Annotated in this window: 17 protein-coding genes; 12 read left to right on the top strand and 5 right to left on the bottom strand. The window is 37.1% G+C overall.

Translation table 11 applies throughout. The features are described from left to right. Nucleotides 1–6: 6 nt before the first annotated feature. Nucleotides 7–1,035, top strand: coding sequence for a DNA polymerase III subunit delta (holA, locus tag IGL93_RS09480; protein ID WP_002362655.1), 1,029 nt, complete (start codon nucleotides 7–9; stop codon nucleotides 1,033–1,035). Between the two features lie 51 nt (nucleotides 1,036–1,086). Here the strand turns inward: holA and IGL93_RS09475 are convergent, their stop codons facing one another. Continuing rightward, nucleotides 1,087–2,028 carry a 2-dehydropantoate 2-reductase gene (locus tag IGL93_RS09475; protein ID WP_002382740.1) on the bottom strand — a complete coding sequence of 314 codons (942 nt, stop codon included), beginning with the start codon at nucleotides 2,026–2,028 and terminating at the stop codon, nucleotides 1,087–1,089. A gap of 168 nt (nucleotides 2,029–2,196) precedes the next feature. Here IGL93_RS09475 and IGL93_RS09470 point away from each other — a divergent pair, with 168 nt between their 5' ends. Further along, nucleotides 2,197–2,754, top strand: a complete 558-nt coding sequence (locus IGL93_RS09470) for an acyl-CoA thioesterase (RefSeq protein WP_002382741.1) — start codon at nucleotides 2,197–2,199, stop codon at nucleotides 2,752–2,754. An 86-nt stretch (nucleotides 2,755–2,840) separates the two neighbouring features. On the opposite strand, the gene rpsT is transcribed toward IGL93_RS09470, so the two are convergent. Next, entirely contained in the window at nucleotides 2,841–3,092 is a 252-nt protein-coding gene (gene rpsT, locus IGL93_RS09465) for a 30S ribosomal protein S20 (RefSeq protein WP_002356703.1), read from the bottom strand. Nucleotides 3,093–3,302: 210 nt separating this feature from the next. Between rpsT and IGL93_RS09460 the strand changes: the two genes are divergently transcribed. Genes IGL93_RS09460 through IGL93_RS09450 form a run of 3 tightly spaced genes read left to right on the top strand, consistent with a single transcriptional unit; the run spans nucleotide 3,303 to nucleotide 5,777 of the window. Continuing rightward, on the top strand, nucleotides 3,303–4,337 hold the full coding sequence (locus IGL93_RS09460) for an inorganic phosphate transporter (protein ID WP_002356704.1): 1,035 nt from the start codon (nucleotides 3,303–3,305) through the stop codon (nucleotides 4,335–4,337). Between the two features lie 12 nt (nucleotides 4,338–4,349). After that, complete coding sequence (locus tag IGL93_RS09455) at nucleotides 4,350–4,973, top strand: DUF47 domain-containing protein (RefSeq protein WP_002400859.1); 624 nt, start codon at nucleotides 4,350–4,352, stop codon at nucleotides 4,971–4,973. 18 nt (nucleotides 4,974–4,991) lie between these two features. Beyond that, nucleotides 4,992–5,777 (top strand): ChbG/HpnK family deacetylase, encoded by a 786-nt coding sequence (locus IGL93_RS09450; RefSeq protein WP_010713209.1) that lies wholly within the window; start codon nucleotides 4,992–4,994, stop codon nucleotides 5,775–5,777. A 38-nt stretch (nucleotides 5,778–5,815) separates the two neighbouring features. On the opposite strand, the gene IGL93_RS09445 is transcribed toward IGL93_RS09450, so the two are convergent. Continuing rightward, entirely contained in the window at nucleotides 5,816–6,646 is an 831-nt protein-coding gene (locus IGL93_RS09445) for an undecaprenyl-diphosphate phosphatase (protein WP_010776008.1), read from the bottom strand. A gap of 115 nt (nucleotides 6,647–6,761) precedes the next feature. On the opposite strand from IGL93_RS09445, the gene IGL93_RS09440 reads away from it, so the two are divergent. From IGL93_RS09440 to IGL93_RS09420, 5 genes are all read left to right on the top strand, one after another. Next, nucleotides 6,762–7,322 carry a PTS sugar transporter subunit IIA gene (locus tag IGL93_RS09440; RefSeq protein ID WP_002380597.1) on the top strand — a complete coding sequence of 187 codons (561 nt, stop codon included), beginning with the start codon at nucleotides 6,762–6,764 and terminating at the stop codon, nucleotides 7,320–7,322. Nucleotides 7,323–7,472: 150 nt separating this feature from the next. Beyond that, the gene (locus IGL93_RS09435) at nucleotides 7,473–8,582 is read left to right on the top strand and encodes a DUF871 domain-containing protein (RefSeq protein ID WP_002384220.1); all 1,110 of its coding nucleotides are present in this window, start codon (nucleotides 7,473–7,475) and stop codon (nucleotides 8,580–8,582) included. Next, nucleotides 8,557–9,447 carry an N-acetylmuramic acid 6-phosphate etherase gene (murQ, locus tag IGL93_RS09430; RefSeq protein ID WP_002381571.1) on the top strand — a complete coding sequence of 297 codons (891 nt, stop codon included), beginning with the start codon at nucleotides 8,557–8,559 and terminating at the stop codon, nucleotides 9,445–9,447. Before IGL93_RS09435 ends, murQ begins: the two co-directional genes overlap by 26 nt. A 22-nt stretch (nucleotides 9,448–9,469) precedes the next feature. Further along, nucleotides 9,470–10,924: a PTS transporter subunit EIIC gene (locus tag IGL93_RS09425; protein WP_010776007.1), complete on the top strand. Its 1,455-nt coding sequence runs from the start codon at nucleotides 9,470–9,472 to the stop codon at nucleotides 10,922–10,924. An 87-nt stretch (nucleotides 10,925–11,011) separates the two neighbouring features. Further along, on the top strand, nucleotides 11,012–11,860 hold the full coding sequence (locus IGL93_RS09420) for a MurR/RpiR family transcriptional regulator (RefSeq protein WP_002382748.1): 849 nt from the start codon (nucleotides 11,012–11,014) through the stop codon (nucleotides 11,858–11,860). Nucleotides 11,861–11,910: 50 nt separating this feature from the next. Here IGL93_RS09420 and IGL93_RS09415 read toward each other — a convergent pair whose 3' ends face one another. After that, nucleotides 11,911–12,621: a histidine phosphatase family protein gene (locus IGL93_RS09415; protein WP_002388317.1), complete on the bottom strand. Its 711-nt coding sequence runs from the start codon at nucleotides 12,619–12,621 to the stop codon at nucleotides 11,911–11,913. 40 nt (nucleotides 12,622–12,661) lie between these two features. Continuing rightward, the gene (locus tag IGL93_RS09410) at nucleotides 12,662–13,288 is read right to left on the bottom strand and encodes an MBL fold metallo-hydrolase (protein ID WP_010776006.1); all 627 of its coding nucleotides are present in this window, start codon (nucleotides 13,286–13,288) and stop codon (nucleotides 12,662–12,664) included. A 219-nt stretch (nucleotides 13,289–13,507) separates the two neighbouring features. Here IGL93_RS09410 and guaD point away from each other — a divergent pair, with 219 nt between their 5' ends. Then, nucleotides 13,508–14,893: a guanine deaminase gene (guaD, locus tag IGL93_RS09405; RefSeq protein ID WP_010776005.1), complete on the top strand. Its 1,386-nt coding sequence runs from the start codon at nucleotides 13,508–13,510 to the stop codon at nucleotides 14,891–14,893. Nucleotides 14,894–14,896: 3 nt separating this feature from the next. Continuing rightward, on the top strand, nucleotides 14,897–16,228 hold the full coding sequence (locus tag IGL93_RS09400) for a nucleobase:cation symporter-2 family protein (protein ID WP_002359736.1): 1,332 nt from the start codon (nucleotides 14,897–14,899) through the stop codon (nucleotides 16,226–16,228). The last annotated feature ends 77 nt before the right edge of the window (nucleotides 16,229–16,305 follow it).

Here is a 16,305-nt window from a genome sequence, read left to right as displayed (position 1 = left end):
GAGCCAATGGAGTTACAAAAAGCTTTGAAAGAAGTGCGAGAGCAAAAAATCGCTCCAGTGTATTTATTAATAGGAACAGAACTTTATTTAACTGAATTATTTAAAACAACATTGATGAAAGAATTGTTGACGGAAGAGGATGATCAATTTAACTTTTTCTCATTTGATATGGAGGAAACACCTTTAAGTGCAGCGATTGCTGAAGCGGAAACAATTCCGTTTTTTGGTGATTATCGCCTTGTCTTTGTGGAAAATCCTTACTTTTTAACTGCCGAAAGAAAAACAAACGGTGTGGAACATGATGTCAATCTTTTATTGAATTATTTGGAAAGTCCATCACCAACAACTGTTCTTGTTTTTATGGCCTCTTATGAAAAATTAGATGAACGAAAAAAAATTACCAAAGCATTGAAAAAAAATGCCACAGTAGTTGATGTCAATCCAATGGATGAAAAGGCTATTCGTCAGTACATTTCTCAAACGATTGAGAGCGAAGGGTACACTATTCGCTCCGATGCTTTTGATTTATTACTTCAATTGACAGACTTGAACTTATCAAAAATTATGGGAGAATTACAGAAGCTGTATTTATATGCCCTTGAGACGAAGACAATTACACGAGGTGCGGTTCAAGAATTAGTCCCTAAGTCTTTGGAACATAATGTTTTTGACTTAACCAACGAAGTACTTTCTGGAAACAGTGAAAAAGCTGTTCAATTGTATGAAGATTTACTTTTACAAGGAGAAGAAACCATTAAGTTAAATGCAATCTTATTGAATCAGATTCGCCTTTTTCTGCAAACAAAAATTTTGGCTAAGATGGGCTATCAACAAGCGAATATCGCTGATACATTAAAGGTTCATCCTTATCGAGTCAAGTTAGCGTTACAACAAGTCCGACGATTTGAATTGTCTCGATTAGAAAGACTTTATGATGAATTAGTTGAAAATGATTACCGCATGAAAACAGGACAAATGGATAAAGAATTACTATTCCAATTATTTATTTTAAAATTGACTGCACAAGCAAAATAAGAAAATGCCAGAGGCAATCGTCATACAACGATTGTCTCTGGCACTTTCTTATTATTTAGCTCCTAATAGTTCTTCTTTTCCGTGAACAAGCTGTGTCAACATGGCACAGAAAGGTGTTGCTACGTTGTATTTTTGTCCTTTGCGCCAAACGGCACCATTAATGTAATCAATTTCTGTGAGACGATGATTTTTAATTAAATCTTGATACATAGACGGATAGTGCAAGCCAATACCGTTTGGATCATAAGTTTGAGCAATATGTGTATAGACTTCTGCTTGATCTAAATGAATGGCTTCTTTTTCTGCGACTGCTGCAAATTCACTGATTAATGTTTTAACAAGGGATTCACTAACAGGTAATGCACCAAATTCGGCAATATTACAATCAAGGATTGTACACAAACCATTTAGCGTGCCATTGACACAGGCTTTCCGCCAAATAGAGTAGCGAACATTGCTACTATAGCTTGGATTTAAACCAGCTTGTTGGAAGACATCAACGACTTCTAAAGCAAATTCTTTACCAGAAGGATCAATATTTTCTAATTCAATTTCGCCATCACCTAAAAGTTTAACACGTCCCGGTCCTTCTAAACCAGCTGTCCACATGGTAATGCCAACCAAGATGTTTTCTTTTGGTACATATTTTTCTAGTACATCTTCATGACCTAAGCCATTTAATAAACATAGTACATACGTTTTTTCAGTAATCATTGGTTGAATCGCTTTAAACATTGCATCTAATTGTTGTGCTTTGGTTAAAGCAATAATTAAATCTACTTGTTCATTTTGATGGTCAATTTCTTCTGGTGAGAAGATTGGTAGTTTTGCGACAACTTCTTCTCCATTAAAATCAGCGATTAAACCATGTTCACGAATGGCTTCAATGTGCGCGGGCCATTGATCGATTAAAGTTACATCATTTCCGCCTTGATGCAACATAATTCCTAAACGGCTGCCCATAGCGCCGGCACCAGCAATTGCAATTTTCATGTGTATCCATCTCCTTAAAAGTTCTTTAACCGTTATTATTATACAGCAACTTTCCTAAAAATGAATAAATGGGACTTGCAAATTTGTTATTTTTTAAATGTTTCCTAAAAAGTAAGGATTGCATCAAATGGTAAAGTAAGCTAAAGTAAAGCGTGGAAAAGTTTATAAATGAAAGTAGAGGAATCGTTAATGACGAAAGAAAAATTTTGTCGAGAATCACGAGTGATTCAAACACATCGTGTATTTCCCTTTGATTTAAATCCCTTTGGTGCACTATTTGGTGGGAAATTAATGTCTTTAATTGATGACGCCGCATCCATTTCCGTTTCACGACATTGTCGGAGAGGGGCAGTTACAGCATCTTTAGATAACTTGAATTTTTTAAAACCTTTAAAAGAAAATCACTCAGTGTGTGTTGAAACGTTTGTTTCTGGTGTGCATCATAAATCGATGGAAGTATTTGTTAAAGTTGTAGGAGAAGATTTAACAACTGGAGAGCGTTATTTAGCGGCGACTTGTTTTACAACTTTTGTAGCCATTCCGTCTCATATGAATCCCGAAAGTGACTTCCAATTAGCGGCAGTCGTCCCAGAAACTGCAGAAGAAAAGTTGATTTGTTCCAATTATGAAACGAGAAGACAACAACGTTTAGCTTTGCGAGAAGAGACTAAATTATTTAGTCAACATCTCACAACAGATTTACCGTGGATTGATTCACCTTTATAAAAAAATGTCCGAGTCTTTGTGAAAACAGACTTGGACATTTTTTGATGAAAAAAGAAGCTAACATGAATGCTAACTTCTATCTCACATTATTTAGCTAATTTGCTTAAACGAATTTTATCGCGGTTAGCTTTGTTTTTATGGATTAAACCTTTAGTTGCAGCCATATCAACAGCTTTAACAGCTTCGTTGTATAAAGCATCGACGTTATCAGCTCCAGCAGCTACAGCTTCTTCAAATTTCTTGATTGCTGTACGCATTGCGTTTGTTTGAGATGAATTTTTCGCATTCGCATTAGCACTTGTACGTACGCGTTTGATTGCAGATTCGATATTTGGCATTTGTTTCACCTCCGATGATTTAGGTTTTACACTGGTCAGCCAATGTAATTCAACAGTAATCATTATACCTAATCCATTGTTCCATTGCAATAAAAGACGACAAGTTTTTTTCCTTAACAGACAATTTCAAGAAAAAAATAAGAAAATTTGCCAGAGCCTTAAGAAAAAAGCATACATTTTTTTTAAAACATGCTATGATAAAATAGATAAATGAAAAATGGTGGTGTCTTTGTGAGTATTGCATTATTGGTAACGATTACTTTGGTAATGGGTGTAATTTTTGTTAACGGTTGGACGGATGCGCCGAACGCAATTGCAACCGCTGTCTCGACTCGGGTGTTAAAACCGAATGTCGCAATTTGGATGGCTGTTGTGATGAACTTTTTAGGTGCATTAGTCATGACCTTTTTTAATGCCCAAGTAGCTGAAACGATTAGCAACATTGTTAGTTTTGACGCAAATGGAAACGCTTCACAGGTGGCTTTGGCTGCTTCGCTTTTTTCAATTGTGGTTTGGGCAGTTGCTGCGTGGTATTTTGGTATTCCCACAAGTGAAAGCCATGCGTTAATTGCCGGCTTGACTGGTTCGGCAATGGCATTAGGTGGTTTGGGTGCAGTCAATGGCTCGGAATGGATCAAAGTGCTTGTTGGTCTAGTTGTTTCTACCGTTATGGGCTTTGGCGGCGGTTATTTGATTGCCAAACTTGTTGTGAAAGCTTTCTCGGCTGTGCCTAGAAGAAAAGCCAACAAATTTTTTACAGTTGGACAAGCCTTTGGTGCAGGAGCTAATGCTTTTTTACATGGTGCGCAAGATGGGCAAAAATTTATGGGCGTGTTCATGTTAGTGCTTTTTTATAATAATTTAGTCGAAAAAACAGGTGGCGGTTTTGTGATTCCGTTATGGGTTATGGTTCTGTGTTCCATTACAATGGGCATTGGAACTTCTGTGGGCGGCATGAGAATCATTAAATCAGTCGGGATGGATATGGTAAAACTTGAACGCTATCAAGGCTTCACTGCAGATTTAAGCACGGCTATTTGTTTATTTTTAGCATCGGCTTTTGGGATTCCAGTTTCAACTACTCATACAAAAACAACAGCGATTATGGGAGTAGGTGCTTCTAAGCGAATCTCAAGTGTTGACTGGCGTATCGTGAAAGAAATGCTGATAGCATGGATTTTAACTTTCCCAGGATGTGGGCTGATCGCTTATGTGATGTCAAAATTATTTATTGCAATTTTTTAAGGAGAGAAAAACATGGCACGTAAAAAACAATTTGATTATTTTGGAGAATTAAACCAGTTAGCAACAAATGCTTATGAAGCGGCAAAGGTTTTGCAAGAAATTGTAGACAATTATTCATTAGAAAACTTAGTAAAAAAATCAGAAGTGATTCATCAATTGGAAAAAGAGAATGATGAAATTGTTCGCAAAATTTTAAATGAACTCTATATTTCCTTTATTACGCCGATTGATCGAGAAGATATTGTCGATATTACGGATCACTTAGATAACATTATCGATAGCATTAATAGTTTGTCTTATTTACTTGATCATTTAGTTGTCGAAGAAATGATTGCGCCCGCGCTAGAATTAACTGCTTATATTGTTAAAGCGACAGAAGGCGTTAAATCAGCAACGAAGGAATTTGCAAAATTTAAGAATTCCAAAACGTTAGTTTCATTGATTGATGAAGTGAATACGATTGAATCTCAAGGCGATAAATTATACAGTAGCGCCATGAAAGATTTGATGACTAACGAAAAAGATTTATTAAAAGTTATCAAGTGGAAAGATGTTTATGATCAGCTTGAGCGCACGATTAATGATTGTGAATCAGCTGTTAATATTATTGTCGGAATTGTCATCAAAAATACGTAAAGAAAAGAGGGGGAGCTGTTGGTTAAAGTAATTATTGATGCTGATGATTTTGGGATGTCAGAAGCGATTAATCATGGCATTATCAAAAGTTATGTCGATGGTTTAACGACGTCGACACTTTTGATGCCCAATTTACCAACAGCAGAACACGCCGTTGCGTTAGCAAAAAATTATCCAGGCTTATTTGTAGGTCAGCATACGAATTTTTTATTAGGGAAACCTTGTGCAGACCCATGTATGATTCCTTCACTGGTAGATGAACAAGGCAATTTTCATCGCTCTTCTTATTATCGTCAACAAAAGCAAGTAACCTTCGTATATGAAGAAGTACGACTTGAAACGATTGCGCAATTGACGCGCTTTAAGGAACTAACTGGACATTATCCTGAACATTTTGATTGCCACTCGATTGGGGATGAAGTGGTTGATCAAGTATTTTTAGAATTAGCAGAAGAGTACGGACTTCATACAACCCTGAAATATAGTGGGGAAAAAGAATATCCACCGCAACAAGGTTATTTCCAGGTGACACATTTGTTAGAGTCTGGGGCGTTATCTTATATTCACGAAGGCGTATCAGTGGAGAATTTTTTAAAAGATGACTTTGGTTTATTACGGATGCCGGAATCGGCAATTGCTGAGATGCATTTTGATGTTGGGTATTTGGATCAATTTGTGTTAGACAATTCTTCTTATACCACTTTACGCTGTAAAGAATTAGCAACGATTTGTGATCCTTGTGTTCGTCAGTGGTTTGAAGAACAGGGGATTGAGCGAATAACGTTTGGCGATTTAAAAAAATAAAACCGTTGCTTTCACTGTTGAAAGCAACGGTTTTATTTTTATGAGAATAACCAGTAGCCAATTAAAATCGCACCTAAAATTACGCGATACCAACCGAAAACTGTAAAATCGTTTTTCTTCAAGTAATTCAATAAGAATTTAATCGCAATGATGGAAACAACGAAGGCAACAATAGAGCCAGTTAATAAAATAATGATTTCTTCTAATCCAAACGTATTTCCTTTGGCCAAGAATTTAAAGATTTTTAAAAAACTTGCTCCAAACATTACTGGAATTCCTAAGAAAAATGAAAACTCTGTTGCAACAAAACGTGAGGCCCCAATTAAGATTGCCCCTAAAATGGTCGCTCCTGAACGTGAAGTTCCTGGAATTAATGCCAGTACTTGGAAAGCACCAACGATTAAAGCGGCTTTATAAGTGAAGTCTTTTAGATTAGTACACTTCGGTGCAACATTTTTATTTCGTTTTTCAATGATAATAAAAGCAATCCCATAAACAATTAACATAATCGATACTGTTAAAAAGTTATAAAAATGTGCATCTAAATAATCATCAAATTTTAGACCAATAACTGCCGCTGGTAAACAAGCGACTAAGACTTTAGACCAAAGAATCCAAGTATCTTTTTTCTCTTCGCCATTTTTCTTTGGTGAGAAAGGATTCAATTTGTGGAAGTATAAAATAACAACCGCCATAATCGCTCCCAATTGGATAACGACGTTGAACATTTCCATAAAATCTTTACTTAGATCGAGTTTAATAAACTCATCCACTAAAATTAAATGTCCGGTACTACTAATTGGAAGCCACTCGGTAATTCCTTCGATAATACCAAGAATAATTGCTTTCCATAGGTTAGCAAAAAGCATGTCACCATTCCTTTCTGAAATAAATGCAAAATACATCAAGTATAAGTATACCCGCTGACAAAGTAAATGCCAATGCAAATTCTTATTTTAAAATAAATTTTAGAATTATACAAAGGTGCCACTTGTAATTCATGAAACTTTTTTCTATACTAGTGATACTTTAAAAAATGGGGGAAGAGAAATGTTTGGATTTTTGAAGAAAAAGAATGAAGTTGTCGAAAATAATACAATGTATGCCGTTGCCAATGGAACCGTTATCCCAATTAGTGAAGTGAATGATCCTGTTTTTTCACAAAAAATGATGGGAGATGGCTACGCAGTAGTTCCAGAAAATGGTGAAATTTATGCACCTATTGAAGGAGAAGTTTTAAGCGTTTTCCAAACAAAACATGCCATTGGTTTAAAAATGACAAACGGTCTTGAAATTTTATTACACATGGGTATCGATACGGTAGAGTTAAACGGGGCACCGTTCACTATTAAAGTGAAAGAAGGCGACCAAGTGACTGCAGATACGGTGGTCGCAATTGCTGATTTAGAGGCAATTAAAGCAGCTGGTAAAGGAACTGAAATGGTTGTCATCATTACCAACATGGATAAAGTAGCACAATTTTCGTTAGAGAAAACTGGCGTGGTTACAGCTGGTACACCAGTTGGCTCTGCCACAGCCAATTAATGCATTAGACAGATATTTCTATAAAGGAATATCTGTTTTTTTTGAACATAAATAAAATTTTATTTTGGAATTAAAAAATATTTAGAAAAATAGTTGAAATTTTATTTCAAACAAGTTATAATGAAAGCGTATTAGAGAGGAGCTAAAAAGATGTATGGTATTTCAGTTTTTCTTGGTGAAGAGATTACAAACGATACAATTATTTATATCAAAAAGATGAAAGCGCTTGGATTTGATGGTATTTTCACTTCTTTACACATTCCAGAAGATGATACTTCTCTTTATCGCCAACGCTTGACTGATTTAGGGGCAATTGCTAAGGCAGAAAAAATGAAAATTATGGTAGATATTTCAGGTGAAGCGTTAAAAAGAGCGGGTTTTTCTTTCGATGAATTAGAGCCTTTAATCGAGTTGGGCGTAACTGGCCTTCGGATGGACTACGGCATTACGATAGAACAAATGGCTCATGCTTCACATAAGATTGATATAGGATTGAATGCTAGTACCATTACACTGGAAGAAGTGGCTGAGTTAAAGGCTCACCAAGCGGACTTTTCTCGCTTAGAAGCTTGGCATAATTATTATCCAAGACCTGAAACCGGCATTGGAACAACATTTTTTAATGAAAAGAACCGCTGGCTTAAAGAATTAGGCTTACAAGTTTTTACTTTTGTGCCAGGAGATGGGCAAACAAGAGGCCCAATTTTTGCTGGTTTACCAACATTAGAAAAACATCGGGGGCAAAATCCTTTCGCCGCTGCCGTTGGTTTGATGGCTGATCCTTATGTCGATGCTGTTTATATTGGTGATCCTACAATTAGTGAGCGAACCATGGCTCAATTTGGTTATTATCACCAAACCAATCAATTTCTGTTAGAAGTAGCACCTAGCAAGAGCCTCTATTTGAAGCGAATACTTGGGACTCATACCAATCGTTTAGATGCTGCAAGAGATGTTTTGCGAAGTGAATTATCAAGAACGAGTGAAATGTTCAGAAAAGATGAAATTGCAACGATTGAGTCAGAGCAGACTGAAGCCCGTCCAGTGGGAACCGTAACGATTGATAATGAAAAATATGGTCGCTATATGGGAGAAATTCAAGTCACACTGGTGGACTTGCCGAAAGATGAAAAAGTCAATACGATTACACGAATTATTGAAAAAGATCAAACGATATTGCCGTTAATCAAGGCAGGCAATCAATTTACGCTAGTCACGGAAGGAACGATAGAAAATGAATTTAGAAAACTTAACAACTGAACGTAGAAATGAAAATACAATGGGCTTAGATGAGATGAGTGTCAAAGAAGCTTTACAAAAAATGAATCAAGAAGACCAAAAAGTTGCAATAGCAGTGGGTCAAGAATTAGCAGCCATTGAACCAGTGGTAGAAGCCATCATCAAAAGTTTCAATCAAGGCGGCCGCTTGATCTACATGGGCGCTGGTACGAGTGGTCGGTTAGGTGTCTTAGATGCAGCCGAATGCGTACCAACTTTTGGCGTCGAGCCAGAGATGGTTCAAGGCCTCATCGCTGGTGGTCAAAAAGCAATGACTGTCGCAGTAGAGGGTGCCGAAGATTCAAAAGAACTAGGTCGTCAAGATTTAGTTGATCTAAAATTATCAGCAAATGACATTGTTGTTGGGATTGCAGCCAGTGGTCGTACGCCTTATGTAATTGGCGGTTTAGAATATGCTACAACGGTGGGAGCAGCTACCGCAACTGTGGCATGTAATAAAAATGCCGAAATTAGTAAATATGCGCAAATGCCGATTGAAGTAGATGCAGGACCTGAATTTTTAACAGGTTCGACTCGCTTGAAATCTGGGACAGCTCAAAAATTAATTTTAAATATGTTATCAACTATTTCCATGATTGGTATTGGGAAAGTCTACAATAACTTAATGGTTGATGTAAAACCAACCAATGAAAAATTAGTGGAGCGTTCCAAACGGATTATTATGGAAGCAACGGGTTGTAGTTATGAAGTTGCCGAACTAAAATTTGTAGAGGCAGAAGAAAATGTGAAGTTAGCAATTGTAATGATTTTAACTGATAGTACTAAAGAAGAAGCAACACAAAAATTAATTGACGGGAATCAATTTATCAAGAATACATTAAATTAAGGAATTAGGAGGGTGTTTTAACATGGCAGAAGAAAGAATTAAACGCATTGCTGATGGGATTTATAAAGAAGTTGGTGGTCAAGAAAACGTGGACAAAGTCATTCATTGTATGACTCGTGTTCGTATGGATATCCGCGATTATGACAAAGTGGATATTGAAGGATTGAAAAAAATTGATGGCGTTATGGGCGTCGTAGAAGATGATACGTTACAAGTAGTTGTTGGTCCAGGGACTGTTAACAAGGTTGCACAAGAAATGGTAGATCAAGCAGGTGTCAAATTGGGAGAACCATTTAATCATGACACCTCAACTGATGCTTCAGCAGGCAAATCTGGAAAAGATTTAGTAGAAGAAAAAGCCGCTCAAATGAAAGCACAACAAAAAGCGAAACAAAATAACACTTCACCATTTAAAAAAGTATTAAAAGCTATTTCTAGTATCTTTGTTCCGATGATTCCTGCCTTTGTTGGGGCTGGTATTATTGGCGGGATTGCAGCTGTTATGTCTAACTTAGTTGTTGCTGGTGATATTTCAGCTTCATGGCAACAATATATCGATGTCTTAAATATCATTAAAAATGGGATTTTTGCTTATTTAGCTCTTTACACTGGGATTAACAGCGCCAGCGTTTTTGGTGCAACGCCAGCGTTGGGTGGTGTTATTGGGGCAGTCACAATGTTGACAGGAATGAATCCGGATGCTCCAATCAGTAATATTTTCACTGGGGGAACATTATCTGCAGGACAAGGCGGAATTATCGGTGTTATTTTTGCCGTATGGTTATTATCATTGTTAGAAAAACAATTGCATAAAATTGTCCCAGAATCAATTGATATTATCGTAACGCCAACCATTTCACTTTTAGTGATTGGCTTAGCAACTATTTTCTTAATCATGCCTGTAGCCGGAGCTATTTCTAATGGCTTAGTTGGTATTATCAATGTTGTCTTAGAAAAAGGTGGCATGGTTGCTGGCTTTACTCTTGGTTTAACCTTCTTGCCAATGGTAATGTTTGGTTTACATCAAATTTTGACGCCAATCCACATTGAAATGATTAATCAAACAGGGATGACTTTGTTATTACCAATTCTGGCCATGGCTGGTGCGGGACAAGTCGGTGCAGCTTTAGCATTATGGATTCGTTGTAAATCAGATAAAAAATTAGTTGAAATGATTAAAGGTGCCTTGCCAGTTGGGATTTTAGGTATTGGTGAACCATTAATCTACGGAGTTACTTTACCATTAGGACGTCCATTCATTACTGCTTGTATCGGCGGTGGTATTGGTGGTGCGGTGATTGGGGCCTTCGGTAATGTTGGTGCGATTGCTATTGGACCAAGTGGGGTGGCTTTAATTCCATTAATTGCCAACAACCAATGGCTTGCATATGTATTAGGTTTATTGGCTGCTTACGCAGGTGGTTTTGTAGCAACGTTATTCTTTGGGATTCCTAAAGATATGCAAACAACTAAATAATAAATAGAAAAAAGGAGAACTTGGCTTCTCCCTTTTTCTTTGTTAAAATTTAATTGCGTAGGAAATGGTGTATCAGGAGGGGTGTTTATGCAACAAAATATTGTCTTATCTATCCAAGATCGTCTACAACAATTACCAAAATCAGAACGAAAAATCGCAGAATATATTTTAAAAAATACAGAAACAGTTATTTCAATGAATGCGCAAGAGCTAGCGAAACAAGCAGGATCAAGTCCAGCGGCAATTATTCGCTTTTGTCATTCTATGGATGTGAATGGCTTCACAGAGTTGAAACTTTTATTATCTGCAAATCTTGGCCAAATGAAGCAGCAAATGTACACTGAAGTTACTAAAGGGGAATCAACAGCTGATATTAAACAAAAGTTACAAGCGCGCTTTGTTCATGTGGTTGAGCGAAGCGGTCAGACATTAGAGGATGTCGCAGTGAATGAAGCCGTTGATTTGTTGGAAAAAACAGAAGTAATTTTTGTCTATGGATTAGGTGCCTCTTCGTTGGTTGCTCAAGATATTTATCAAAAGTTTACGCGATTAGGCCGAACGGTATTTACAACATTGGATCATCATTTATTTGCTTCCATGTTAGGCTCAACAGAAAAGCCTAGTGTTTTTATTGTTATTTCTAATTCTGGAACGAATAAAGAAGCAAGTACTTTAGCTGATTTAGCGAAGCAGCAAGGGATTCCTATTATTAGTATCACACAAGATGAAAAATCAGTGATTGGTGAAAAAAGTGATATCGTCCTCCAAACCTCTAGTGGGGAAGACGTGCCATTGAGAAGTGCGGCTACTGTTTCCTTGGTGGCACAATTGTATGTAGTCGATGTTTTATTTTTTGCTTATGCAGCAAAAAACTATAAGGAAACCTTAGAAAAAATTCAAATCTCAAGAAAAAATGTAGAACGTTTAAAAGAATAAACAAAAAGAGAAGATTATCTGTCAAAATGACAGATAATCTTCTCTTTTTTTTACAATAAACGGCGCTTTTCAGCAATCTTTTTTCCCTTTTCAATATAAGAACTATCATTAATTCCTTGAATGGTAAATGTTCCTTTTTCGTAAGTTAAGGTCGTCACGCTACCATTCTCCAGCGCCATCTGCATAGGCAAACTTGCATCAATTAAGGAAAGTAAAAAGGAAATTGTTAGTCCATGGGAAACCACCATGACTTTGCCGCCACCATTTTTTTCTCGATGATGAGCGATATCTTCGAAACCAGACCAAACACGATCACGGATAACTTCATAAGGCTCCGCCCAGTCAGCCGTATCGGCTTCAATAATAGCATTTGCTAGCTCACGATAGGTAATCTTCGTGGTCATCATGTCCTCATAACTTTTAAAAGCTAAAATGCGTGGCACCACACCCCAAAGTTCACCATCATAGCCACCATCTAAAGAACCAAAACACCACTCACGAATCCGTTTATCGGTTAGGTAAGGAATCTTTTGGTGGTTTTGATGTTCTTGTAAAATAATCTGAGCGGTTTGCATGGCACGACCACTATCACTACTATAAGCTTCCTTAAAGTCTATGTCTCTAAGACCTAAGCCTAAATGATAAATGCCTTCTTCTCCTTGTTTGGTTAAGGGGGTATCTGACCAGCCTTGGGTTCGGCCAATCGTATTAAACATCGTTTTTCCGTGACGAATAATATAAAGTGTCGTTGCTTCAGTCATTGCTACTCCTCCTAAGTTTCTTTAAATAGTGAATAAATCTCTAATTAAAAAATGGGTTTGTGGCTTTTTCATGTTGAATGGTTGTGGCATCACCATGGCCTGGATAAACAGGAAATTCTTCTGGTAAAGTGAATAGATAGGTCATAATGCTGTGTAATAATTGTTGCATATCACCAGTGTGTAAATCGGTACGACCAATACTACCTTTAAACAATGCATCCCCAACAACAACAAAATCATCAAAGACAAAGCTGACGCTACCAATTGAATGACCAGGTGTTGGGACTACGGAAAATTTCATGCCGCCAATTTCATAATCGGTTAGTTTAAATTCATGTTCGGCGGGTTGAACAATAATATTTGCTATATCATCATGTCTGCCTAATCCTGAAAGATTCAAAATAGGATTGGAAAGCCACGCTTGTTCTAATGGACTAACATAAACAGGGATTTGATAATGATGGCGCAATTCTTCTACCGCACCAATATGATCATAGTGAGTATGTGTTAATAAAATAGCGGCTGGTTTCTTCCCTAAACGGGTAATTTCTTGAATTAGTTTTGCTCCTTCTGCACCTGGATCAATAATTAATAATGCTTCTTCATTATAAACAAGATAACAGTTTTCTTGAATAACACCTGTTCTAATTTGTTCGATCTGTATCATCTCAGGACCTCCTAAAGTTCTAACGATTCTCTTCAAGTATACCGAAGAATCTTAAGAATAGAAAGTTTTCTTGTTTATCCAAAGAAAAAATAAATCATTCTTAGAATGTTCGGTTTTTGCTTGTTTTAACACGTATTTTTTTAAAAAAAATCACATTTTTATAGTTATTAAGCGAAAGTTTATGTATAATCTTCATGTGATAGTAAGGAGGAGTATTAAATGTTTCATTTTGTAATAAAAGGAACAGGTTTTTCTAGTAAAAATTTGCAAGAGATTAAAGTTTATGAAGAGACACTTTTTTGTATAAATGAGGCCGGAGTAATTCAGGAAATAATTGAACCAGATGCTGAAGCGTATGAAACTGTGCTAGCAGAACAAAAAGAGGCACAACGTTTTCAAGAATTGCCCCAAGATTCTTATCTTTTACCCGGCTTTGTTGATTTACATGTCCATGCACCTCAGTGGGCACAATCTGGGACCGCCTTGGATATTCCATTGTATGAATGGCTGAATACGTACACGTTTCCTTTGGAGTCCAAATTTGCAGATTTAACATTTGCCCAACAAGTCTATGATGAACTGGTAACCCAATTGTTAGCTAATGGGACAACAACAGCCCTTTATTTTGCAACCATTCATTATGAAGCTAGCCGTCGTTTGGCAGAGATTTGTGCGGAAAAAGGGCAGCGTGGCTTAATTGGTAAAGTTGTAATGGATGATCTTAATGAGAATCCTGAGTACTATCGTGATCAAACAACGCAACAAGCATTAGAAGAAACGGAACGGTTTATTCAAGAAATTCAAACATTAGCGCAGCAAACAAAACAAGGCGTATATCCCGTTGTAACTCCGCGTTTCATTCCTAGTTGTACAGAAGAAGCACTTAAAGGATTAGGAGAATTAGCAGCGAAATATCAAGTCCATGTTCAAAGTCATTGTAGTGAGAGTGATTGGGAACATCAATTTGTTCAAGAACGTTTTGGAAAAAATGATGCCCAAGCATTGAATGATTTTGGTTTATTAACAGAAAAAGCAGTGATGGCACATGCAGGCTTTTTAGAAGAAGCAGATATGAATTTATTCCATGAAACAGGGACGGCTGTGGCGCACTGCCCAATCTCAAATGCTTATTTTGGTAATGCAGTAACACCGATTGCAAAATTAGTACATCAACATCAAGTAGAAGTTGGTTTAGGTAGTGATCTTTCAGGTGGTTTTTCACCAAGTCTTTTTGACAATTTAAAGCAAGCGGTTATTTCTTCTAGAATGTTAGAAGATGGCGTGGATGCTACAAAAAAACCAGAAGTACGAGGTGTTAAAACAGCACGGATTACAGTAAATGAAGCGTTTTATTTAGCTACTGCTGGTGGTGGTCAAGCGCTAAGTTTGCCAATTGGAAAATTAGAAAAAGGGTATGCTTGGGATGTTCAAATTATTAATACAAGCTTGTCACAAGCACGAATCCCTAAAAATCCAGGGGAATCATTGCTTGATATTTTCCAAAAAATCTTATATTTAGCACGACCAGAAAATATTCGAGAAGTCTGGGTACAAGGTGAAAAAGTACATGATAAAAATTTAATGTCAGCAACTAAAGGAGTATAAAAAATGAGTGAAAAGAAACAAAATAATCTTCATTTAACAGTGGGGCCAGAAGATTCAGTATCTTTTGGGCAGGCCACTATGTTAGGGATTCAGCATGTCTTAGCAATGGACGTGTACGTCGTACCTGTGATCATTGCTTCAATTATTGGGATTAGCACAGCACAAACGTCTTCTTTAATCCAAGCAACATTCATAGCAGCAGGACTTGCCACGATTATTCAATCTCATTTTTGTATGAGATTACCAGTTGCGCAAGGCCCTTCATTTATTCCAATCGGGGCAATTGCAGGAATTTATTTTGCCAATAACCAACAAGGAAATGGCTGGGGCGCAGTTTTAGGTGCTAGTTTAGTGGGGGCAATTGTTGTTATTATATTAGGATTTACTGGTATCTTTAATCGTTTAATCACTAAATTTGTTCCACCAATTGTGGGAGGAACAATTATTTTTGTGGTGGGTCTTTCGTTAATGCCAGTCGCTTTATCGGATAATATTTACCATGCAAAAGGGGAATTAGGACAAAATATTTTATTAGCATTTATAGCAGCGGGTACGTTGATCTTCTTTGCGCTCTTAGGTTCTGCTTTGAAAAAAGGGCGGATTTTCCGCGTTTCTTCTGTTATTTTGGCATTATTATTTGGGAGCATCGCGGCACAATTATTAGGGGTACTTGATTTATCAGCCGTTAGTGAAGCGGCTTGGTTTAGTTTGCCTCAGTTACCATTAGTTAACTTTTCTTTCCAATTTGATTGGTCAGCCATTGCCACGATGTTAGTTATTTATCTGGTTTTAATGGCGGAAACAACAGGCACTTGGTTTGCTGTGAGTCATGTTGTCGCTGAACCTTTGACCGAAGAAAAAATTAATCGCGGCGTAATTGGTGAAGGCTTAGGTTGCTTAGTTTCTTCATTCATTGGCGGCACGCCAGTAACTAGTTACTCTACAAATGCTGGGATTATTTCAATCACTGGAGTTGCTAGTCGCAAGGTTTTTGTGGCTGCAGGTGCGTGGTTTGTCTTATTTGGCTTATCTGGAAAACTTTCCACCTTGATTTCGGCCATTCCGGCACCAGTTATCGGCGGCGTTTTTGTGGTTGTTTGTGGCATCATTTCTGTAAGTGGAATGAAAGTTATGAGTGATGTAACAATTCATGAAAAAGAGATGTATGTAATTGCCGTTCCAATTATTATGACGTTAGCGTTGACATTGTTACCAAAAGAGTTTTTGGAAACTCTACCACAATTTTTACAATATTTATTTAGTTCACCCGTGGCAACTGCCTCAATTGTTGCTATTTTATTGCAGGCCATTTTACCAAACGTTCAAGAAGGGTAAAAGATTAATTTTCGTTAAAACGCCTTTGACAAGTGGCGGTAAATAGTGTAAATTAACAATGGTGTTTGTAAACACGA

Source organism: Enterococcus sp. DIV1328a (assembly GCF_050536905.1).
In the GTDB taxonomy this organism is placed as follows: Bacteria; Bacillota; Bacilli; order Lactobacillales; family Enterococcaceae; genus Enterococcus; species Enterococcus faecalis.
Note: the sequence above shows the minus strand (reverse complement) of the source record. Positions and strands in the feature narration are given on the sequence as shown.